The following is a 22,358-nucleotide window of genomic DNA, read 5'->3' on the forward strand; positions in this document are numbered from 1 at the left end:
CAGCCCCCAAAGCCGGTTCAGTGGTACACTTTGCCGCCGCTGTTCATAATCGGCTTCGCCGCTTCACAATGACCCGGGTCAGCCCTTGTCGGCTTCAACTTCCTCGCAGCGGAAGGGTCCGCGCCAGTGGGCATAGCGCCAGGGCGTGAGCGCGCTCGCGTCCGCGCGCAACTCCTCCGGCACCGGATCGAAACCCTCGCCCGCGCCCGGCCTGCAACGGCAGATGCGGGCGAAGCCCATCCAGCCGCCCGCCCACAAGCCATGTCTTGCGATGGCTTCATCCGTGTATTCCGAGCAGGTCGGCGCATAGCGGCAGGTTCGCCCCGCGAAGGCCGAGAAGGTGACGCGGTAGACGAGGATCAGCGCGCGCGCGGCGCGAGCGGGGAGGTCTTTCATCTCAGGCTTCATACCGTGAAAAAAGGCCGCCCCGATAAGGGCGGCCCTTTCGATTCTCGCGATGCGCGGCGGATTATTCCGCCGGGGGCAGGGCAGGAGCCGGCTCGGCGGCCTCGGCGCGCTGCTCGATGATGAGATCGTCGCGACCCGTGGCGATGCCGCGAAACTTGGCCATCGCCGCGCCCGTGCCAGCCGGGATGAGGCGGCCGACGATGACGTTCTCCTTGAGGCCGACCAGCGGATCGATCTTGCCGTTGACCGCAGCCTCGGTGAGGACGCGGGTGGTCTCCTGGAAGGAGGCGGCGGAGAAGAACGAACGCGTCTGCAGCGACGCCTTGGTGATGCCGAGCAGCACCGGCGTGCCGGAGGCGGGCTTGCCGCCGTTCTCGATCGCCTTGGCGTTCGCTTCGTCGAGTTCGACGTGATCCACCTGCTCGCCCTCGAGGAAGCCGGTGTCGCCCGGATCGACGATATCGACCTTCTGCAACATCTGACGCACGATCACTTCGATGTGCTTGTCGTTGATGTTGACGCCCTGCAGTCGGTAGACCTCCTGGATCTCGTTGACGAGGTAGGCCGCAAGCTCCTCCACGCCCTTGATCGCCAGAATGTCGTGCGGCGCCGGGTTGCCGTCGACGATATAGTCGCCCTTTTCGACGACGTCGCCGTCCTGAAGGTGAATGTGCTTGCCCTTCGGGATCAGATATTCGACGGGCTCGGCGCCTTCCTCGGCAGGAACGATGGTGATGCGCTGCTTGTTCTTGTAGTCGCGCCCGAACTGCACCGTGCCGGAGATCTCCGCGATGATCGCGTGATCCTTCGGACGGCGCGCCTCGAACAGTTCCGCGACGCGCGGCAGACCGCCGGTGATGTCGCGGGTCTTGGCGCTCTCCACCGAAATACGCGCGACGATGTCGCCCGCCTTCACGGTTCCGCCGGGCTCGACCGCGATGATCGAGTCGACGGGCAGCAGGTAACGCGCGTCGCCGCCGCGGGCGAGTTTCCCGACCTTGCCGTCCGGCCCCTTGATGACGATCGAGGGCTTTAGGCTCGCCGAGCGCAGGTTGAGGCGGTAGTCCATGACCATGCGCTTGGCGATGCCGGTCGACTCGTCAACCGTCTCCGACATCGACTGGCCCTCGACCAGATCCTCGAAGCCGATGACGCCGTCGATCTCGCTGATGATGGGACGCGTATAGGGGTCCCACTCGGCGATGCGCTGGCCGCGCTTGACCTTGTCGCCTTCATCGACCTTCAGGCGGGCGCCGTACTGGATACGGTTGACCGCGCGCTCGGCTCCGTCAGGGCCGAGGATCACGATGGCGACGTTGCGCGCCATGACGATCAGGTCGCCATCCGAGTTGCGGGCGACATGGCGGTTGCGCACATGCACCGTGCCCTCGAAGTTGGACTCGATGAACGACTGGTCCGCAAGCTGCGCGGCGCCGCCAATGTGGAACGTGCGCATGGTGAGCTGAGTGCCGGGCTCCCCGATCGACTGCGCCGCGATGACGCCGACGGCCTCGCCCATGTTGACGGGCGTGCCGCGCGCGAGGTCGCGGCCATAGCACTTGGCGCAGACGCCGTTCTTGGCCTCGCAGGTGAGGACCGAGCGGATCTTCACCTCCTGGATGCCGGCGGCGTTGATCGGCTCGATGTGCCACTCCTGGATCATCTCGCCCGCCGGAACGATCACGCCGCCATCCTGCGCCTTGAGATCCTCGGCCGCGGTGCGGCCGAGAATGCGCGAGGCGAGGGAGGCGACGATCTGGCCGGCGTCGATGATCGCGCGCATGCGGATGCCGTTCTGGGAACCGCAATCCGTCGACGAGATGATCGAATCCTGCGCGACGTCGACGAGACGGCGGGTAAGGTAGCCGGAGTTCGCGGTCTTCAACGCCGTGTCCGCGAGGCCCTTGCGGGCGCCGTGGGTGGAGTTGAAGTATTCGAGAACCGTCAGGCCTTCCTTGAAGTTCGAGATGATCGGGCTCTCGATGATCTCGCCTGAGGGCTTGGCCATCAGACCGCGCATTGCGGCGAGCTGCTTCATCTGCTGCGGCGAACCGCGAGCGCCGGAATGCGACATCATGTAGATCGAGTTGATCGGCATGTCGCGGCCGTGCTCGTCCTTCTTCACCGACGAGATGCGGATCATCATCTCCTCGGCGAGCTTGTCCGTGCACTTCATCCAGGCGTCGACGACCTTGTTGTATTTTTCACCCTGGGTGATGAGGCCGTCGTTGTACTGCTGCTCATATTCCTTCGCGGCGGCGCGCGTCTCGGAGACGATCCGCTCCTTCGTTTCCGGCACGACCATGTCGTCCTTGCCGAAGGAGATGCCGGCCTTGAAGGCCTCGCGGAAGCCGAGCGCCATGATGCGGTCGCAGAAGATGACCGTCTCCTTCTGACCGCAGTTGCGGTAGACGGTGTCGATCATGTTGGAGATTTCCTTCTTGGTCATCAGCTTGTTGACGACGTCGAAGGGAATCTTCACGTGTTTGGGCAGCAATTGTCCGAGCACCATGCGGCCCGGCGTGGTGTCGAAGATCTTCGACACGCGATTGCCGTTCTCGTCCCAGGTCCAGCCGCGGCCCTTGATCTTGGTGTGTAGCGTGATCGCCTTGGCGGCGAGCGCATGCTCGATCTCGCCCTGATTGGCGAAGCACATGCCCTGGCCGGGCTCGCCGTCGCGCTCGAGGGTGAGATAATAAAGGCCGAGAACGATGTCCTGCGACGGCACGATGATCGGCTGACCATTGGCCGGATGCAGGATGTTGTTTGTCGACATCATCAGCACGCGCGCCTCTAACTGCGCTTCGAGCGACAACGGGACGTGCACGGCCATCTGGTCGCCGTCGAAGTCGGCGTTGAAGGCCGCGCAGACGAGCGGATGCAACTGGATCGCCTTGCCCTCGATCAGCACCGGCTCGAAGGCCTGAATGCCGAGACGGTGGAGCGTCGGCGCGCGGTTCAGCAGCACCGGATGCTCGCGAATGACCTCGTCGAGGATGTCCCAGACCTCGGGCTTTTCCTTTTCGACGAGCTTCTTCGCCTGCTTCACGGTCGCGGAATAGCCCTTCGCGTCGAGGCGCGAATAGATGAAGGGCTTGAACAGCTCCAGCGCCATCTTCTTCGGCAGGCCGCACTGATGCAGCTTGAGTTCCGGGCCGACGACGATGACCGAACGACCGGAGTAGTCGACGCGCTTGCCGAGCAGGTTCTGGCGGAAGCGCCCCTGCTTGCCCTTCAGCATGTCGGCGAGCGACTTCAGCGGACGCTTGTTGGCGCCGGTGATGACGCGGCCGCGGCGGCCATTGTCGAACAGCGCGTCGACGGCCTCCTGAAGCATGCGCTTCTCGTTGCGGATGATGATGTCCGGCGCGCGCAGTTCGATGAGCCGCTTGAGACGATTGTTGCGGTTGATGACGCGGCGGTAGAGGTCGTTGAGGTCGGACGTCGCGAAACGGCCGCCGTCGAGCGGCACGAGCGGACGCAGGTCCGGCGGAATGACCGGAACCTCCTTCAGGATCATCCATTCCGGCTTGTTGCCGGACTGGATGAAGGCCTCGATGATCTTCAGGCGCTTGGCGAGCTTCTTGGGCTTGAGCTCCGTCTTGGCCTCGGCGATCTCCTGGCGAAGCGAGGCGGCGATGCCCTCGAGGTCCATGGACTCGAGCAGGCGGCGGATCGCCTCGGCGCCGATCATGGCCGTGAAGGTGTCCTGGCCATATTCGTCCTGCGCGTGGAGATATTCCTCCTCCGACAGGAGCTGGCGCTCCTTGAGCGGCGTCAGACCCGGATCGATGACGATATAGGACTCGAAGTAGAGGATGCGCTCTAGGTCCTTCAGCGTCATGTCGAGCAGAAGGCCGATGCGCGAGGGCAGCGACTTCAGAAACCAGATATGCGCGACGGGCGCCGCGAGCGAGATATGGCCCATGCGGTCGCGGCGGACGCGCGCCAGCGTGACTTCGACGCCGCACTTCTCGCAGATGACGCCCTTGTATTTCATGCGCTTGTATTTGCCGCACAAGCATTCGTAGTCCTTGATCGGACCGAAGATGCGCGCGCAGAACAGGCCGTCGCGCTCCGGCTTGAACGTGCGGTAGTTGATCGTTTCGGGCTTCTTGATTTCGCCGTAGGACCAGGAGAGGATTTTCTCCGGGCTCGCGATCGAAATCTGGATCTGGTCGAAGGCCTGCGTCGCCACGACCGGATTGAAGAGATTCATGACCTCTTGCTGATTCATGGTCTTCTCCTGGACACGGAGGGGCGCGCTCGTTGCGTCGCCCGCCGGTCGAAAATTCTTTCCCGCTTGGCCCCCTCCCGCTTGCGGGAGGGGAAGGCTCGACGATCGCGTCGAGCGGAGTGGGGCGCTACTCCGCCGCCTCGGCGGTCGGCGCCGACGGCTCTATCTCCTCGTGGCCTTCCGGCGGTTCGGCGTTGGTCAGCTCCACATTGAGCGCCAGGGACCGCATTTCCTTGATGAGAACGTTGAAGCTCTCCGGAATGCCGGACTCGAAGGTGTCGTCGCCGCGCACGATCGACTCGTAGACCTTGGTGCGGCCCGCGACGTCGTCCGACTTCACGGTCAGCATTTCCTGCAGCGTGTAGGCGGCGCCATAGGCTTCCAGCGCCCAGACCTCCATTTCGCCGAAACGCTGGCCGCCGAACTGCGCCTTGCCGCCCAGCGGCTGCTGGGTGACGAGCGAGTAGGGGCCGATCGAGCGGGCGTGGATCTTGTCGTCGACGAGGTGGTGGAGCTTCAGCATGTAGATGTAGCCCACCGTGACCTTGCGGTCGAAGGCCTCGCCCGTGCGGCCGTCGAACAGCGTCACCTGACCCGACGAGGAGAGCCCCGCCTTGGTCAGCATGTCGACAATGTCCTTCTCGCGCGCGCCGTCGAAGACCGGCGTGGCGATCGGAACGCCGCGCTTGAGATCCTTGCCGATCTCCACGAGCGTCGTTTCGTCGAGATTGTCGATCTCTTCGTCGGGCCCGTAGACGTCCTTCAACGCGGCGCGGATCGGCGTCGTGTCCCTTGACTTCATATAGGCGTCGACAGCCTTTCCGACCTGCTTGCCGAGGCCCGCGCAGGCCCAGCCAAGATGCGTCTCGAGAATCTGGCCGACGTTCATGCGGCTCGGCACGCCGAGCGGGTTCAGCACGATGTCGACCGGCGTGCCGTCCTCGAGGAAGGGCATGTCCTCCTGCGGAACGATGCGTGAGACGACGCCCTTGTTGCCGTGACGGCCGGCCATCTTGTCGCCGGGCTGAATCTTGCGCTTCACCGCGACGAAGACCTTGACCATCTTCATCACGCCGGGCGGCAGCTCGTCGCCGCGCTGCAGCTTCTCGACCTTGTCGAGGAAGCGGTTTTCCAGCCCCTTCTTCGACTCGTCGTACTGCTTGCGCACGGCCTCGATCGAGGACATCAGCGCGTCGTCCTCGATGACGAAGGTCCACCACTGCGAGCGGGGATATTCGTCGAGGATCGCCTGCGTCAGCACCTGCTCCTTCTTGAAGCTCTTGGGGCCGGCGATGGCCTTCTTGCCGATGAGGGTCTCGGAGAGACGCGCATAGACGTTGCGGTCGAGGATCGCGAGTTCGTCGTCGCGGTCCTTGGCGAGACGCTCGATCTCCTCGCGCTCGATCGCCTGCGCGCGCTCGTCCTTCTCCACGCCGTGGCGGTTGAAGACGCGCACTTCGACGATCGTGCCCTGAACGCCCGGCGGCACGCGCAGCGACGTGTCGCGCACGTCGGAGGCCTTCTCGCCGAAGATGGCGCGCAGAAGCTTTTCTTCCGGCGTCATCGGGCTTTCGCCCTTCGGCGTGATCTTGCCGACGAGAATGTCGCCCGCCTGCACCTCGGCGCCGATGTAGACGATGCCCGCCTCGTCGAGATTCTTCAGCGTCTCTTCCGAGACGTTCGGAATATCGCGCGTGATTTCTTCAGGGCCGAGCTTCGTGTCGCGCGCCATCACCTCGAATTCGTCGATATGGATCGACGTGAACACGTCCTCCTTCACGATGCGCTCGTTGAGAAGGATCGAGTCCTCGAAGTTGTAGCCGTTCCAGGGCATGAAGGCGACGAGCACGTTGCGGCCGAGCGCCAGATCGCCGAGGTCCGTCGACGGGCCGTCGGCGATGATGTCGCCCTTCTTGACGATGTCGCCGACGCGAACGAGCGGCTTCTGGTTGATGCAGGTCGACTGGTTCGAGCGCTGGAACTTCATCAGTCGGTAGATGTCGACGCCGGGCTTGGCCGGATCGAGCTCTTCCGTCGCGCGGATGACGATACGGGTCGCGTCGATCTGGTCGACGACGCCGGTGCGGCGCGCCGAGATGGCGGCGCCGGAGTCGGCGGCGACGACAGCCTCCATGCCCGTGCCGACGAGCGGCGCGTCCGCCTTCACCAGCGGCACGGCCTGACGCTGCATGTTCGAGCCCATGAGCGCGCGGTTGGCGTCGTCGTTCTCGAGGAACGGGATGAGCGCCGCGGCGACCGAGACGAGCTGCTTGGGCGACACGTCCATCGCGTCGACTTTTTCGCGCGGGACAAGCATGACGTCGCCGGCGTGACGGCAGAGCACGAGGTCTTCCGTCAGATTGCCGTCGGCGTCGATGGGCGCATTGGCCTGGGCGACGTGGTACTTCGCCTCTTCCATCGCGGAGAGATAGGCGACTTCATTCGTCACCTTGCCGTCGCGGACGCGGCGGTAGGGCGCTTCGATGAAGCCGTATTTATTGACGCGCGCGAAGGTCGCGAGCGAGTTGATCAGGCCGATGTTCGGACCTTCCGGCGTCTCGATCGGGCAGATGCGGCCATAATGCGTCGGGTGCACGTCGCGCACCTCGAAGCCGGCGCGCTCGCGCGTCAGACCGCCCGGACCCAGCGCCGAGAGACGACGCTTGTGCGTGATCTCGGACAGCGGATTGGTCTGGTCCATGAACTGCGAGAGCTGCGACGAGCCGAAGAACTCCCGCACCGCCGCGGCGGCGGGTTTCGCGTTGATGAGGTCCTGCGGCATGACCGTGTCGATGTCGACCGAGGACATGCGCTCCTTGATGGCGCGCTCCATGCGCAACAGGCCGAGGCGATACTGATTTTCCATCAGCTCGCCGACCGAGCGGACGCGGCGGTTGCCGAGATGGTCGATGTCGTCGATTTCGCCGCGGCCATCGCGCAGATCGACGAGCGCCTTCACGACCGCGAGAATATCCTCGCGGCGCAGCGTGCGCGTGGTGTCGGGCGCGTCGAGATCGAGGCGCATGTTCATCTTCACGCGGCCGACGGCCGAGAGGTCATAGCGTTCGGCGTCGAAGAACAGCGAATGGAACATGGCTTCCGCCGTGTCCATCGTCGGCGGCTCGCCCGGACGCATCACGCGATAGATGTCGAACAGCGCTTCCTCGCGGTTCGAGTTCTTGTCCACCGCGAGCGTGTTGCGGATATAGGGGCCGACGTTGATGTGGTCGATGTCGAGGATCGGCAGCTCGTCGAAGCCCTTTTCCAGCAGCAGCGGCAGCGTCTTCGCGGTGATCTCGTCGCCCGCCTCGGCGAAGATTTCGCCGGTTTTGGGGTCATAGAGGTCCTGCGCGAGATACTGACCGTAGAGGTCTTCCGCAGAGACGCGGATCGCCTTCACGCCCTTATCGGCGAGTTGGCGCGCGGCGCGCACGGCGAGCTTCTTGCCCGCTTCGAGGATGACGTCGCCCGTATCGGCGTCGATCATGTCGGCGACCGCCTTCAAGCCCTTAAGGCGCTCGGCGTCGAAGGGCATGCGCCAGTTCTCGCCGTCGGCCGTGTAGGTGATGGTCTTGTAAAAGGTCGTGAGGATTTCTTCGCCGTCGAGGCCGAGCGCGAAGAGCAGCGACGTCACCGGAATCTTGCGGCGGCGGTCGATGCGCGCATAGACGATGTCCTTGGCGTCGAACTCGATGTCGAGCCAGGAGCCGCGATAGGGAATGATGCGGGCGGCGAAGAGCAGCTTGCCGGAGGAATGGCTCTTGCCCTTGTCGTGATCGAAGAACACGCCCGGCGAGCGATGCATCTGCGAGACGATGACGCGCTCGGTGCCGTTGACGATAAAGGTGCCGTTCGACGTCATGAAGGGCATGTCGCCCATGTAGACGTCCTGCTCCTTGATGTCCTTTACCGACTTCGCCTGCGTGTCGGGATCGACGTCGAACACGATGAGGCGCAGCGTCACCTTCAGCGGCGCGGCGAAGGTCATGCCGCGCTGGCGGCATTCGTCAACGTCATATTTCGGTTGCTCGAATTCGTAGCGGACGAATTCCAGCAGCGCGACCTGCGAGAAGTCGGAGATCGGGAAAACGGACTTGAAAACGGACTGGAGCCCTTCGTCGGGGCGTCCGCCCTTGGGCTCGTCGACAAGAAGAAATTGATCGTAAGAGGCCTTCTGCACCTCGATCAGATTGGGCATCGCCGCAGCTTCGCGAATATGTCCGAAGAACTTGCGGGTGCGTTTGCGACCGGTGAACTTGCGGGCCGACGTCTGAGCCATGTCGCTTTTCGAGCCTCTTCTCGTAAGGGCCGGTCGGCTCGCTGCGAGCCGTCTCTCGCCCTGTCAGGCGCCGATCCGGCGGCATCGCCGTCGCGCCTCCCTTCAACCGCGCGCGGCCCCGGCGTGAGCCGGGACCGCGATTCTCGTCACGCGGCCGCCAGAAAGGCGGCCGGCGGAATTACTTGAGCTCGATCTTGGCGCCGACCTTCTCGAGGGTCGCCTTGATCTTCTCGGCCTCTTCCTTCGAAGCGCCTTCCTTCAGCGGCTTCGGGGCGCCTTCGACCAGGTCCTTGGCTTCCTTCAGGCCGAGGCCGGTGATCGCGCGGACCTCCTTGATGACCTCGATCTTCTTGTCGCCGGCCGAAGCCAGGATCACGTTGAACTCGGTCTTCTCTTCGGCGGCCGGAGCAGCGGCGCCGCCAGCGCCCGGAGCGGCGGCGACAGCCACCGCGGCGGCGGCGGAGACGCCCCACTTCTCTTCGAGCATCTTGGCGAGTTCAGCCGCCTCGAGCACGGTGAGAGCCGAGAGGTCTTCGACGATCTTTTCGAGATTAGCCATTTGTTACGTCCTTTGAATTTGGTTCTGTCTGTGTAGGCGCGCCTGGTCAGGCCGCATCTTGTTTGGCGTAAGCCCCGAACACGCGCGCGAGCTTGGCGGCCGGCGCGGTGGAGAGCTGCGCGATCTTCGTCGCGGGCGCCTGTACGAGGCCCACGAGCTTTGCGCGCAGTTCGTCGAGGGACGGCATGGTCGCGAGCGACTTCACGCTGTCCGGGTTCAGGGCAGTCTTGCCCATGGCGCCGCCGAGGATGACGAATTTGTCATGGTCCTTGGCGAAAGCCACGGCGACTTTCGGCGCCGCCACCGGATCGTCCGAATAGGCGATCAGGGTCGGCCCCTTCAGAAGGGGCGCGATGGAGGCGACGTCGGCGCCATCAAGAGCGATCTTGGCAAGGCGGTTCTTGGCGACCTGGACCGTCGCGCCCGCGTCGCGCGCCTGCTTGCGCAGGTTCTGCAACTGGGCCACGGTCAGGCCGGAGTAGTGGGCGACGACGACAACGCCTGTCTTCGTAAAGACTTCGCGCAACGCCGCGACCGCTTCCTTTTTCTCCGCTCTGTCCACGGTTGCTCTCTCTAACGGGCGGGAAATCCCGCCGGTTGCGACATGCCGCCTGCTTTCCGCGGGAGCGGGGCAAGCGGCGCCGTAGATCCTGTCCCCAAGACGATCGCCGCCTTGGTTGAAGGGGCGCGAACCAAATTCGAAGGACGCTTGCGGGAAACCCGCGCGCGGCCCTAAAAATTACGGTTTCCCCGTCTGTGCAGGCCGCCCTTCGAACGACGGATTTCTCCGCCGCCTTCGGGCCGATTGAGCCGCTACAGGGCTGTGAAACCCCTCGCGTGCGCCGGCAGTCTCGGACAGGACATGGCCGGACGGGACACGAGGGGAATCCCCGGGTCCGCCGGCCTATCCACCGCCTTCCCGCTAAGCCCTTGACAGCGCATTAGGTTCGGGCGGAAGCTCAAATCTGAAAACGGGGCTGCGGATCAGTTTGGCCAGCCCCGAAGTGGCTTATTTAATTGGCTCGGAACAGTTTGCCAAGAGGTAAATTCCGGGTTTATGCCGAACTCACCGCCGGCCCGGCGTAAACTCCATGCGCACGCGGCCGCCGCGGCCGTATGAGACGGCGGACCGATAGCCGAAACCTCCGCCGCGATGGGCCGAGGCGGCTTTGCGTTTGCCCGTCTGGCCCTCGCTGGCGACGCCCGGATAGGTTTTGCCGCGCTGGCCGCGCGTCGGGCCGAAAGAGGCGAGACACAGGTTGTAGGCGTCCGCCTCCTTGATCGCCTCGCAATCGTCTATCGTCCGCGGCGCCGCGCCCGCGGGCGCTGTTAGGAGAAAGGCGGCGAGGAGCGGAAGAAGCCTGCGCATGTCCTCACCTCAGCGTCGCGCCGGTCTTCCTGCCAGCCTCGGCGACGATCTTCTGCGCCACGGCCTCGATCTCCGCGTCGGTCAGCGTCTTCTCGCGGGGCTGAAGCGTCACGGCGACGCCGACCGATTTCTTGCCCTCCGGCACGCCGACGCCTTCGTAAATGTCGAAGACGCTGACGCTGGTGATGAGCGCCTTGTCGGCGCCCGCGACGGCCTTGACGAGATCGCCGGCCGGAGCCGCGCGATCGACGATGAAGGCGAAGTCGCGCGAGAGCGGCTGAAGGTCGGAGAGCTCGAGCTTCGGCTTGATCTTCGTGGGCTTCGTCTTGGGGGCGGGCAGCATGTCGAGAATGATCTCGAAGGCCGCGATCGGCCCCTCGACATCGAGCGCCTTCAACGCGCGCGGGTGCAATTCGCCGAAGTAGCCGATGACGGCCTTGGGCCCGAATTGCAGCGTCGCCGAGCGGCCGGGATGAAACCAGGCCGGACCTCCGGGAACGACCTGCAAGCCGCCGGTTACCACGCCGAGCGTTTGCAGCAGCGCGATGACGTCAGCCTTGGCGTCGAAAGCGCCAGCGCGCTGGGCCGCGCCCGACCAGTGACGGCCGGCGCCGGAAAGCCCGCGGCGAATGCCGGCGGCGGCGAGTCGCTGGCCTTTCTCGCTCGCATCGACGAAAATCTGACCGACTTCGAAGAGGTTCTGGTCGCCGAGCCCGCGCGCGGCGTTGCGATTGGCGGCGGCGACGAGGCCCGGCAGCAGGCTCGGGCGCATGTCGGAGAGGTCGCTCGCGATGGGGTTCGCGAGCTTCAGTCCCGCCGAACCGCCGCCGAAGGCCTCGGCCTGCTCACTCGAGATGAACGACCAGGTGACGGCCTCGACAAGGCCCTGCGCGGCGAGCGCGCGACGGGCGCTCCGGGCGCGCTTTTGCATCAGCGTCAGAACCGCGGGCGCGACGCCTTCCGCGCGCGGGAGCGGCGTCGATGGCACATTGTCGACGCCGAGAATGCGGACGATCTCCTCGACGATGTCGGCCTTGCCCTCGATGTCGGGCCGCCACGTGGGCGCGGTGACTTTCGCGCCCTCGGTTCCGGTCTTTTCGACCGTGAAGCCCAGGCGTTCGAGGATCGCGGTCGCGTCGGCCTGCGTCACGTCGACGCCAGCAAGCCGTTGCGTCTCGCTCCACGGAAACTGCACGACGCGCGCTTCGCGCGGCACGGCGCCGGCGATGACGAGTTCCGACGGCTCGCCGCCGCACATGTCGAGCACGAGCTGCGTCGCGAATTCGACGCCCGGAAGCGCGAAGGCCGGATCGACGCCGCGTTCGAAGCGATAGCGCGCGTCGGTGACGATCCCGAGCTTGCGGCCCGTATGCGCGATGTTCTGCGGGTCCCAAAGCGCCGTTTCGATCAGCACGTCGGTCGTGTCGTCGTTACAGCCCGAGACCTCGCCGCCCATCACGCCCGCGATGGATTCGACGCCATTGTCGTCGCAGATGACGACCATTGTTTCGTCGAGTTCATGCGTCTTGCCGTCGAGCGCGAGCAGCGTTTCGCCCTTCTTCGCGCGGCGAACGACGAGATTGCCCTTCACTTTCTTGGCGTCGAACACATGCAGCGGACGCGCGCGGTCGAAAGTGAGGAAATTGGTGATGTCGACGAGCGCGTTGATGGGGCGTAGGCCGATCTCGCGCAGGCGGCGTTGCAGCCAGGCGGGGCTCGGGCCGTTCTTGACGCCGCGCACGAGACGCAGGCCGAAGAAGGGCGCGAGATGTTTATCGTCCGCCGCGAAATCGAGCGTCACGCCGACAGGGCAGGGGAATTTGCCCTCGACGGGAAGAATGTCCCTCTGCTTCAGCACGCCGAGACCCGCCGCGGCGAGATCGCGCGCGACGCCATAGACGCCAGCGGCGTCGGGACGGTTCGGCGTGAGATTGATCTCGATCACCGGATCGTCGAGGCCCGCCCATTGCGCGTAAGTCTCGCCGACGGGCGCGTCCTCGGGAAGCTCGATGATGCCGTCGCTCTCCGTCGCAAGCTCCAGCTCCTCGAAGGAGCACATCATGCCCAGCGACTCGACGCCGCGGATGACGCCCTTGCCGAGAGTGATCTTCTTGCCGGGGATATAGGTTCCCGGCGCGGAAAACACGCTTTTCAGACCCGTGCGCGCATTGGGCGCCCCACAGACGACCTGCACGAGGTCGCCCGCGCCCGTATCGACCTTGCAGACGCGAAGGCGATCGGCGTTCGGGTGCTGCGTCGCTTCGACGATCTGCGCGATCTTGAAGTCTTTGAGCTGCGCGGCGGGATCGTGCACATGCTCGACTTCGAGGCCGATGCGCGTGAGCGTCTCGACGATCTCGGCGAGCGTGGCGGATGTATCGAGATGCTCTTTGAGCCAGGAGAGGGTGAGTTTCATTTGTATTCCGACTACGCCGACGCTGCTGCAATCTTGCTCGGGTCGACTTGGATTCCTGCTGCACCGAGTCTTTGGACAAGCTTGGGAACGATCTCTTGCACGCGGTCATTGAACTCTAAGCGAATTATCCCGTCGGCGTCCGACGGCATTTCAAGTGCACCTTTTTTTAATATCGCCATTTTGTCGCGTCCGAGAGCGGCCATAACCATCCCCATTTCCAAAATGACATTCTGACGGGCGCGTGGTTGTTTATCTGCGTCTTTGCCTTTTGGATAACCGAAATCGTCCGGAGTCATCAAAACGATTCCGAATGCCGATTCCTTGTAAATGTTCTGCTCAAGGGCCTCGATGATAGTCTTTGACCCGCCATCCGAGTTTTGGAGAATATAGGGCTGCAAGCCCAACCGCATCAGAACCAGCTCAAGTTGGTCTCGTGCTTCCCGATCATGGCCATGGACAATAAAGATCTGCGCGGCCCCCGTGCGTGCCGGTGTTTTTTTCAAAACTACCTCTTTGCCCAGTGACGCTTCTATCAGAGACTCAAAATCTGGGTTTCTTTGCCCCTGAAATTGGAGTGTGCCAGTTGAGGGGTACCAGTTCAGAATCTCGCCCGTCCTTGCTCTAAAACAATGCTTTTGCTCGTCGGATTTCCAAGTGCCTTGAGTGCCGTTGGTTTCGATAGCAGCCTGCAACTCTTCCAAAGACCCGTGATACTTCATCTTCGGCCTCTTAAGACTCTGCCATGCAATAGTATCGCCTAGCTGCTCAACCCGCCCGCAAGCGTCGGGAAGTCCAACGGCCGGAATCCGTAATGCTCCAGCCAGCGCGTGTCGGCGTCGAAGAAGGCGCGCAGGTCCGACATGCCGTATTTCAGCATGGCGAGGCGGTCGATGCCGACGCCGAAGGCGAAGCCCTGATAGACGTCCGGATCATGCCCGCAATTGCGCAGCACATTGGGATGCACCATGCCGCAGCCGAGAATCTCCATCCAGTCCTCGCCCTCGCCGAAGCGGATTTCGCCGCCCTGACGCCGGCACTGGACGTCGACTTCCATCGACGGTTCGGTGAAGGGAAAGAAGGATGGGCGCATGCGCAGCTTGACGCCCTTCACCTCGAAGAAGCTCTTGAGAAACTCCTCCAGCACCCATTTCAAATGGCCCATATGCGTCGACTGGTCGATGACCAGTCCCTCAATCTGATGGAACATCGGCGTATGGGTCTGGTCGAAGTCGCAACGATAGACGCGACCGGGGCAGATCACGCGAATGGGCGGCTTCTGACCGAGCATCGTGCGCACCTGCACGGGGCTCGTGTGGGTGCGCAACAGCTTCTTTTCGCCCGCTTCGGGGGAGAGGAAGAAAGTGTCCTGCATCTCGCGGGCCGGATGGCCCTCGGGGAAGTTCAGCCTGGTGAAATTATAGTCGTCGCTCTCGATGTCGGGCCCCTCGGCGACGGCGAAGCCCATGTCGGCGAAGATGACGGAGAGTTCGTCCATCACCTGTGAAATCGGATGAATGCGGCCGCGCTCCTGCGGGCTGGCCGCCGCGGGGAGCGTCACGTCGAGCGTCTCGGCCTTCAGCCGCGCCTCCAGCGCCGCTTCCGCCAGCGCCTCGCGCCTTGCGGCGAGCGCCTCGGTCGCCTTGTCCTTCAGCGCGTTGATCTTTGCGCCTTCGGTCTTGCGCTCCTCGGGCGACATTTTGCCCAGCGTGGCGAGAAGCGCGGAGATTGCGCCCTTCTTGCCGAGCGCGGCGAGGCGCACGGATTCGAGGGCGGCCTCGTCGGCGGCCTCGTTGATCTGGCGCAGCGTATCCTGTTCGAGTTGTGCGATGTCTGTCATTTCCGGCCGCTTTTTCGGGGTGTCGGCCGGGGTTCTGCCACGCGCGGGGCTTTCTGTCGAGAAGCGCCGCCGCGGGGCGCTATTCCGCGGCGGCCTCCCAGCCGTTGCGGGTCCGAATGAGGCTCGCGGCCATGATCCTCGGCGGTTTGCCGTCGCCAGCCCAGGCCTCGGTCATGCAATTGTTCGGGCCGGTCGCCGTCCGGCCCTTGCCGGCGAGAACGGCCTCGCGCCATGTCTTGTCCCGTGCTGGGGCCGTCAGGTCGTTGGCGCGTAAAAAATCCGCCTCGCCGAATTTCAGGAGCGTCAGAAAAAGCGCCTCCTGCCGCTGGCCGCGTCTTCGCTTCTTGCCGTCCAGCGGGTATCGCGCCTTCATCTCGGAGACGAGGTCTGCGTCGGCCGAGCCGATCCGGCAGAGGGCGAGAACGGGGAGGCCGTCATATGGTTCTTCGACCCGCCGCTCCAGAAATTCGGCCTTGTAAAAGGCCAGCGTCTGCGGCCCGGCGTCCGCGGCGCGAAGATAGAGCGCCGCGTGATCGGCCCAGAAGCGCGGGCGCTGCGCAAGCGCGAACATGCGCTCGGCGACGGCGGCGAAGCTTTCGGGGGAAAGCGCCGCGAGCGCCGCCGCGAGCGGCCGCGCCTCAGGGCTGCGGCGGAGGCGCCGGTCCCTGCTTCCCGGCGGCGGCTCGACGGCGGCGGACTCCAGTTCGACGAAACGCTGCGCCATCCGCTCGGCGTAGGGTTCGAGCCGCTTCGGGTTCTGCGCCAGCGCCCAGCCGAGATTGCCGGGCCGTTCGACCCTGCCGCCGGAAAGGATTGTCTCCAGCTCGGCGAAGTCCTGATTCTCGACGCTGGCGCGCTCGCGCTCGACCGCCTGCAATATATCGGCGTTTTGCAGGTAACCCCGAAAACCCTTCAGCGCGCCCGGCGGATATTTCCGGATCCCGAGCATGACGGCGACGGGCGTGTCGTAAACGGCTCGGTCGACGCCCTCGGGCGTTCGGTCGATCTCGAGACGCGCGCTCATGAACGCCGCATCGCATTGCCACTTAGGGACGGCCGAGTTGAGCGCGCAACCTGCGTATATCCACGGGAAGGCAGGAAGGCGCATGATTGATCCGGTGCGGAACGATCCGAGCGTCTTCCCATCCGCCATGATGGTCGTCGTGCGGATGTTGACTCCCGGCTTCATGCGCCCGTCGTTCGGTTCGGGCGAAACCGTGACGGAAATCACGCGACCCGGCGGCGCCTCGGGTAGAACGAGCTGGCAGGCGTCTTTCACGAAAACCCTGTAGGGTTGAACGCCCAATGTCTGAATTCGCCGTCGCGTGTCTTTTCGCACCGCGTCGCATTGGTCGCGCGGGATCAGGCGGGACGCCGCATAGCCCTGCGGCTCGAGATATTTGCTCTCCTCATAGGCTACTGGAATCTCATGCGTGCTGACGAAGGCGCCGGCGCCCGTCATGACGAGCGAGTCGACGTCGGGATCGAAGGAGAGGACGCGTCCGGGGTTGGTCGACGCAAGCTCCGTCGCCGCGTGGGCGATTTCGCGCTGTTGCATGAAACAGGCAAGGTAATAGCCGCCATAAAAGAGGGCGGGGACGAGCAGCAGCATGGGCGTCGCGCGCCGCAGAGCCACGTCCAGCGCCATGAAGACCAGGACAACGTGGACGACGACGCCGGTAATCAGCCCCCCGCCGGCTATCATAAGGAAAACGCCCGTGTAAGGGAAAAGCTGCAGCGCGATGAGCGCGAGCAGGACATAGAGTGGTTTGAGAAAGAGCACGCCGCGCACGTCCTGTCTGTAGACGGCGGCATTGCGACAGATTGCCGTTAAGGTCAGGTTTAGCGGGCGGAGCGGACGGCGATCGTCGTTAAAGCGGCTCACGCTTGCGATGCGTGAAAAGCTGCGCCAGCGCCGACGAGGCCACGCGCGAATCTACGTCGTCAGCGCGGCTCGTCAGAACGATCGGCACGCGGGCGCCGAGCACGAGACCGGCTGTGTCGGCGCCGGCGAGAAACACGAGCTGCTTCGCAAGAATGTTCCCGGCCTCGAGGTCAGGGGCGACGAGAATGTCGGGGTCGCCGGCCACCTCGGACTCGATGTGCTTCTGTTCGGCGGCGGCGCGCGAGATCGCATTGTCGAAGGCGAGTGGCCCGTCGAGAATGGCGCCGGCGATCTGGCCGCGGTCGGCCATCTTGCACAAAGCGGCGGCTTCGATCGTCGAAGGGATTTTGCCCTCCACCGTCTCCACCGCCGAGAGCAGCGCCACCTTGGGCCGGGCGATGCCGATGGCGCGGGCCAGGTCGATGGCGTTGCGCACGATGTCGCGTTTGATGTCGAGCGTCGGCGCAATGTTGATCGCGGCGTCGGTGACGAGCAGCAGCTTGTGATAGGTCGGCGCGTCGATGACGAAGACATGGCTGATGCGCCGGTCAGTGCGCAGGCCCGTGCCGTCGCGCACTACGGCGCTCATAAGCTCGTCCGTATGCAGCGCGCCCTTCATCAGCGCATGCAGCTTGCCGCGGCGCACGAGCTCTACGGCCTGATCGGCGGCGGCGTGGCTGTGCGGCGCCTCGACGATGTCGACTCCTTCGAGCGAGAGGCGGGCGGCCTGCGCCGTCGCCTCGATCCTGGCGCGCGGACCCACGAGGGTCGGAACCATCAGCCCCTTGTCCCGGGCGGCGAGCGCGCCTTCGAGCGAGGGCTGGTCGCACGGGTGAACGACGCCCATGCGGATCGGGGGCATGGATTGCGCACGCTGGATCAGCTGCTCCAGCAGCGCGCCGCGCTCCCGCGCCGGCGCCGCGCCGCTCCACGGCGGGTGTGGCGTTCCCAATGGATCGCAGCCGACTTTCTCGCTCATGGACGCCACCGGTTCAGATCGCGGGATCGCGCGCAATGCGCTCCACGAAAAATTTCGAAGCGCGGGCCCACGACTGATCCGTGTCGCCGCGGAAATCGAAGCCCTGATGGTAGATCAGCTCGCCCGTCGAAACGCGCGCGATCGAAACGCCCATGCTGAGAATGAGCGTGCTGACCTTGTTGAAGACGCCCGTCAGCACGAGGTCAGCGCCGGCCTTTTTCGCAAGCGTCAGCTCGCAGCCGTTGCAGGTGCGGATGTAGGTCTGATCGAGTATTTCGGCGAGATCCTTCTCGATGCTCGCGCGATCGACGACGACATAGGTCTGGTGCGCGGCGAGGCCGGCGGCGATTTCATCGCGCACGCTCGCCAGCCGCCGCGCATGGTCGGCGCGCTGGTCGACCGGTTCGTTCGATGTGTCGATGATCTCGAAGTCGAGCACGAGAAGGCGCTTGCCGGCCTTCGGTCCTGTCTGCGCATGCGCCGCGAGGGGAAACAGCGTTGCGCCCACGATGAATCGGCGACGATCGAGCGTCATTCCTTGGCTCCGTATTTGTGGAGATGCGCGCCATGCGCGGAGAGCCATGCTTCGGCGCGATCAGTCTCCGGGCAGAGTTTGCGGGCCAGCGCCCAGAAGCGCGACGAGTGATCGAGATGGACGAGATGCGCCACCTCATGCGCCGCCAGATAATCCAGCACGAAGGACGGCGCCATGATCAGGCGCCATGAAAAATTCAGCGACCCCGCAGCCGAGCAGGAACCCCAGCGGCTTACGGGATCGCGCAGACCAACGCCTCGCGGCGCGAGCCCCAACGATTGCGTGTGGCGGGCGACGGCGTCTTCGAGGTCGCGGCGCGCCTCACGCTTGAAATGATCCTGCACGCGGCGATGCATGTGTTCGGCGCGGCCGGCGACGCAGAGCGCGAAACGCGTCTCGACGTCGTCGCGTTCTTCGATCCAGACCGTGCCGCGCCGTTCGGGTAGATGAATAAGCGCGTGGTCGACGCCGCGCAGCGGAATGATGGAGCCATGCGCGAAGGGAATCCGCGCCGGCAGGCGATTTAGTCGCGCCGCGATCCATGCCGCGTGACGTTCGGCGAAGGCGCGCGCGTCGCGCAGCGAGGCGCGTTGCGGCATGGTGAGAACGGCGTCTCGAGCAGCGAATCGCACGCGCAGGGTAAAGCGCCGCGCCGTCGGCGCCCGGCGCAGGGCCACGACGATCGTCTCGCCGTCGTGTGTCAGTGTGATGAGGGACGAAGCGTCGCGCGCAGGTCCGTCACGCAGTAGTCGAAGCATGTTCCTATGCTAGCGAAAGCCGTCGCGAGTCGCGAGTTGTAAAAACCACACGGCGCCGAAAAACATGTTTCGCGGAACGGCGTCGGCCGCGATCGATCTCCCTTGATATATCATCGTGCGTTCCGGCACAAAACCGCATAGAATCTTCTGACCGCGGCCTATAGATATTTCGACAGATCGCGCGCGGCGTCCGCCGGCTTGCGCCCGACGTTGAAGGCGCTCACGAAGCGTCCTTCCTTGTCCATCAGATAGACAACTGTGGTATGGTCGACGGAGTAATCCTCGTCCTTGCCGGGCGCGCGCTTGGAATAGATCCGATATTCGCGCAGCATCGGATCGAGCTGGGCGTGCGGGCCGGTGAGGCCGATGATGCGAGGATCGAAATTCGACAGATAATCCTTGAGGACCTCCGGCGTGTCGCGTTCCGGATCGACGGTCACGAACAATGCGCCAACCTTGGCGTCCGGCCCCATCGCGCGCAGGATCTCGGACATCTCGAAGAGCGTGGTGTGGCAGATGTCCGGACAATGCGTGTAGCCGAAAAACACGAGGAAAGGCCGGCCGAGCAGGTCACGCTCGCTCACCTGCTGCCCATTGTGCGCGGTGAGCTGGAAGGGTCCGCCGATGGACGAAGGCGGCGGCGCGGCGGGCTTGTTGCTCGTGAAGGCCACGAAGGCGGCGAAGATCAACGCGAAGACCGCGCCGGCGCCGATCAGCAGATTTTTCGAGACGCTGGGACCGTTTGGCGCTCCCTTGCCGTTGCGCTTGCCAGCTTTCCCGTTGCTCTTCGACCCGACCTTGGACATTCGTGCGTTTCCTGCGTTTCCGGGCGGCGGCGTCTTGGGGCCGCTTCGCTGGTTTTCGTGTAGTTAGGAGATCAGTCGACGAGGACGATATGCGCGTCGTTGCATAGGTCAATGTCGCCGGAATCTTTCAGATCCTCGAACGCCCATCTTGCCTCGAACATGCAGCCTTTCGCTCCGTTGAGCGGAAAGGTGGCGCTGGCGCCGGCGGCAAGCGGCTTGTCGATCTTGCCGACAATCGTTTCGGGCGTCTTGTCCGCCGCGCGCATCACGATCTCGAAATTCAGCAGCGACACGGGACGCTTGTTCTCCAGATTGACCGATGTGGCGGGCCTGGGGGCGGCCGGCTTCGGTTTCGGCGTCGCGCTGGCGGGCGCGCCGCCGAGGGCCAAAGCGCCGGCCGCTCCGACGACCGCCCAACGTAAACTCATGACTGCATTCCCTCTCCTGGCGAACTTAGCCTGCCCCGGCGCGTTCGCCAAGCCGCGGCGCGACGCGCCGGCGGGCGGCATGGATGCGACGCGCGCACGAATAGTGTAGCTTTTCGCGTTCCCGTGATTCCTTTCAGGAAAGCGCCGACGCCATGAGCGACATTCCCAACGCCGTTCCCGGAAAGATCCTCGTCGGCGCCACGGCAGACGGGCCGAAGGACCGCGCCTACCGCTATCTCACCCTCGCGCTCGGCAACCGGCACGGACTGATTTCCGGCGCCACCGGCGGCGGCAAGACGGTTTCGCTGCAACTGCTCGCCGAAGGCTTTTCCAACGCGGGGACCTCGGTGTTCCTCGCGGACGTCAAGGGCGACCTCGCGGGCCTTTCTCAGCCCGGCGACGGCAAGCCGGCCTTCGTGAAGCGCGCGGAGGAGATCGGCCTTCCCTATGCGCCGGACCGCTTCCCCGTCGTCTTCTGGGACATTTTCGGCGAGCAGGGTCATACCGTGCGCGCCACGATTTCGGAGATGGGGCCGCTGCTGCTCGCGCGCCTGCTCAATCTCAACGATACGCAAGAGGGCGTGCTCAATATCGTCTTCAAGGTTGCGGACGAGCAGGGGCTGCTGCTGCTCGATCTGAAGGATTTGCGCGCGGCCCTGACTCATGTCGGCGACAACGCCGCCGAGATAAAGACGAAATACGGCAATGTCGCGCCGGCGACGATCGGCGCCATCCAGCGCCAGCTTCTCGTGCTGGAGACGCAGGGCGGCGACAAGTTTTTCGGCGAGCCGGCGCTGGAGATCGAAGATTTCATGCGCACCGATCGCGACGGGCGCGGGGCGGTCAACATTCTCGCCGCCGACAAGCTCATGCAGTCGCCGAGGTTATACGCGACCTTCCTGCTGTGGCTGTTGTCGGAGCTGTACGAGAAGCTCCCCGAGGTCGGCGATCTCGACAAGCCGAAGCTCGCCTTTTTCTTCGACGAGGCGCATCTCCTGTTCAATGACGCGCCGAAAGCCTTGCTGACGGCGATCGAGCAGGTCGTGCGGCTCATCCGTTCCAAGGGCGTCGGCGTCTATTTCGTCACGCAGAATCCGCTCGACGTGCCGGATACGGTGCTCGGCCAGCTCGGCAATCGAATCCAGCACGCGCTGCGCGCCTTCACGCCCCGGGACCAGAAGGCGGTGCGCGCAGCGGCGGAGACCTTCCGTCAAAATCCCGCTTTCGACACCGCGGACGCCATCATGCATCTGGGCGTCGGCGAGGCGCTGGTTTCCATGCTCGGCGCCAAGGGCGCGCCCGAGGTGGTGGACCGCGTGCTGATCGCGGCTCCGGCCGCCCGCGTCGGGCCGATCACGCCGCAGGAGCGCGCCGCAGTAATGTCGACGAGCTGGATCGCCGGCAAATATGACACGATGATCGACCGCGAGTCGGCCTTCGAGATGCTGCGGGCGCGCGCTGAAAAGGCCGCCGGCGGCGGTGGGGCGGCGGAAGGCGGCGGAGGACTGATCGGCGCGATCGGCGGCGTCCTTGGGACCATCTTCGGCAAGGCGGACAAGAAGCGCATGTCCCCGGCGGAACTCGCCGCCCGCGCCGCGATCCAGTCGGCGGCGCGCTCGGCCGGAACGCAGATCGCCAGGCAGATCCTGCGCGGCGTTCTCGGAGGGATCAGCAAATAGGGGGCGTTCAAAGGGCGCCCGGCGGTTCAGTTTACGTTTCCAGCGCCTCGTCGAGGCTATTCTTTATTACGGAATCTTAATCCAGACTTTAGCCTCCCGTCACGCAATGGTCATTTTCCCGCCAGTCCCAGTCGGCCTATAATACACTTGTTGCGGTCGGCGATCGTGCGACCGCCCATCGCG

The 22,358-nt window shown here is 64.6% G+C and carries 16 protein-coding genes; 1 reads left to right on the plus strand and 15 read right to left on the minus strand.

The genetic code is table 11. The features are described from left to right. Positions 1–78: 78 nt before the first annotated feature. The 15 genes from yidD to MET49242_RS22385 all read right to left on the minus strand — a co-directional run bounded on the left by yidD (position 79) and on the right by MET49242_RS22385 (position 20,496). The gene (gene yidD / locus MET49242_RS22315) at positions 79–396 is read right to left on the minus strand and encodes a membrane protein insertion efficiency factor YidD (RefSeq protein ID WP_144259772.1); all 318 of its coding nucleotides are present in this window, start codon (positions 394–396) and stop codon (positions 79–81) included. A 73-nt stretch (positions 397–469) separates the two neighbouring features. Beyond that, positions 470–4,645, minus strand: coding sequence for a DNA-directed RNA polymerase subunit beta' (gene rpoC / locus MET49242_RS22320; protein WP_036286180.1), 4,176 nt, complete (start codon positions 4,643–4,645; stop codon positions 470–472). 127 nt (positions 4,646–4,772) lie between these two features. Next, complete coding sequence (gene rpoB, locus MET49242_RS22325; protein WP_036286182.1) at positions 4,773–8,924, minus strand: DNA-directed RNA polymerase subunit beta; 4,152 nt, start codon at positions 8,922–8,924, stop codon at positions 4,773–4,775. A 178-nt stretch (positions 8,925–9,102) separates the two neighbouring features. After that, positions 9,103–9,483, minus strand: a complete 381-nt coding sequence (gene rplL / locus MET49242_RS22330) for a 50S ribosomal protein L7/L12 (protein WP_036286184.1) — start codon at positions 9,481–9,483, stop codon at positions 9,103–9,105. Between the two features lie 46 nt (positions 9,484–9,529). After that, a complete protein-coding gene (gene rplJ / locus MET49242_RS22335) occupies positions 9,530–10,045 on the minus strand; it encodes a 50S ribosomal protein L10 (RefSeq protein ID WP_036286187.1) in 516 nt (171 codons plus the stop codon). A gap of 504 nt (positions 10,046–10,549) precedes the next feature. Beyond that, positions 10,550–10,852 (minus strand): hypothetical protein, encoded by a 303-nt coding sequence (locus MET49242_RS22340; RefSeq protein ID WP_051134420.1) that lies wholly within the window; start codon positions 10,850–10,852, stop codon positions 10,550–10,552. A gap of 4 nt (positions 10,853–10,856) precedes the next feature. Further along, positions 10,857–13,268: a phenylalanine--tRNA ligase subunit beta gene (pheT, locus tag MET49242_RS22345; protein ID WP_036286189.1), complete on the minus strand. Its 2,412-nt coding sequence runs from the start codon at positions 13,266–13,268 to the stop codon at positions 10,857–10,859. 11 nt (positions 13,269–13,279) lie between these two features. Continuing rightward, positions 13,280–13,987 (minus strand): TIR domain-containing protein, encoded by a 708-nt coding sequence (locus MET49242_RS22350; RefSeq protein ID WP_036286191.1) that lies wholly within the window; start codon positions 13,985–13,987, stop codon positions 13,280–13,282. Positions 13,988–14,025: 38 nt separating this feature from the next. After that, the gene (pheS, locus tag MET49242_RS22355; RefSeq protein ID WP_036286200.1) at positions 14,026–15,105 is read right to left on the minus strand and encodes a phenylalanine--tRNA ligase subunit alpha; all 1,080 of its coding nucleotides are present in this window, start codon (positions 15,103–15,105) and stop codon (positions 14,026–14,028) included. Between the two features lie 79 nt (positions 15,106–15,184). After that, a complete protein-coding gene (locus MET49242_RS22360; protein WP_144259773.1) occupies positions 15,185–16,888 on the minus strand; it encodes a hypothetical protein in 1,704 nt (567 codons plus the stop codon). A gap of 88 nt (positions 16,889–16,976) precedes the next feature. Next, complete coding sequence (locus MET49242_RS22365) at positions 16,977–17,969, minus strand: bifunctional enoyl-CoA hydratase/phosphate acetyltransferase (protein WP_036286215.1); 993 nt, start codon at positions 17,967–17,969, stop codon at positions 16,977–16,979. A 13-nt stretch (positions 17,970–17,982) separates the two neighbouring features. Then, positions 17,983–18,504, minus strand: coding sequence for a DUF3280 domain-containing protein (locus MET49242_RS22370; RefSeq protein ID WP_036286218.1), 522 nt, complete (start codon positions 18,502–18,504; stop codon positions 17,983–17,985). Then, entirely contained in the window at positions 18,501–19,262 is a 762-nt protein-coding gene (locus tag MET49242_RS22375) for a M48 family metallopeptidase (protein WP_036286221.1), read from the minus strand. The genes MET49242_RS22370 and MET49242_RS22375 overlap by 4 nt, the downstream gene beginning before the upstream one ends. A 158-nt stretch (positions 19,263–19,420) precedes the next feature. Then, positions 19,421–20,068, minus strand: coding sequence for an SCO family protein (locus tag MET49242_RS22380; protein ID WP_036286223.1), 648 nt, complete (start codon positions 20,066–20,068; stop codon positions 19,421–19,423). Positions 20,069–20,139: 71 nt separating this feature from the next. Further along, complete coding sequence (locus tag MET49242_RS22385; protein WP_036289252.1) at positions 20,140–20,496, minus strand: hypothetical protein; 357 nt, start codon at positions 20,494–20,496, stop codon at positions 20,140–20,142. Positions 20,497–20,648: 152 nt separating this feature from the next. On the opposite strand from MET49242_RS22385, the gene MET49242_RS22390 reads away from it, so the two are divergent. Then, entirely contained in the window at positions 20,649–22,175 is a 1,527-nt protein-coding gene (locus tag MET49242_RS22390; protein WP_036286227.1) for a helicase HerA-like domain-containing protein, read from the plus strand. Positions 22,176–22,358: the final 183 nt, after the last annotated feature.

Source organism: Methylocystis sp. ATCC 49242, from assembly GCF_000188155.2.
GTDB lineage: Bacteria > Pseudomonadota > Alphaproteobacteria > Rhizobiales > Beijerinckiaceae > Methylocystis.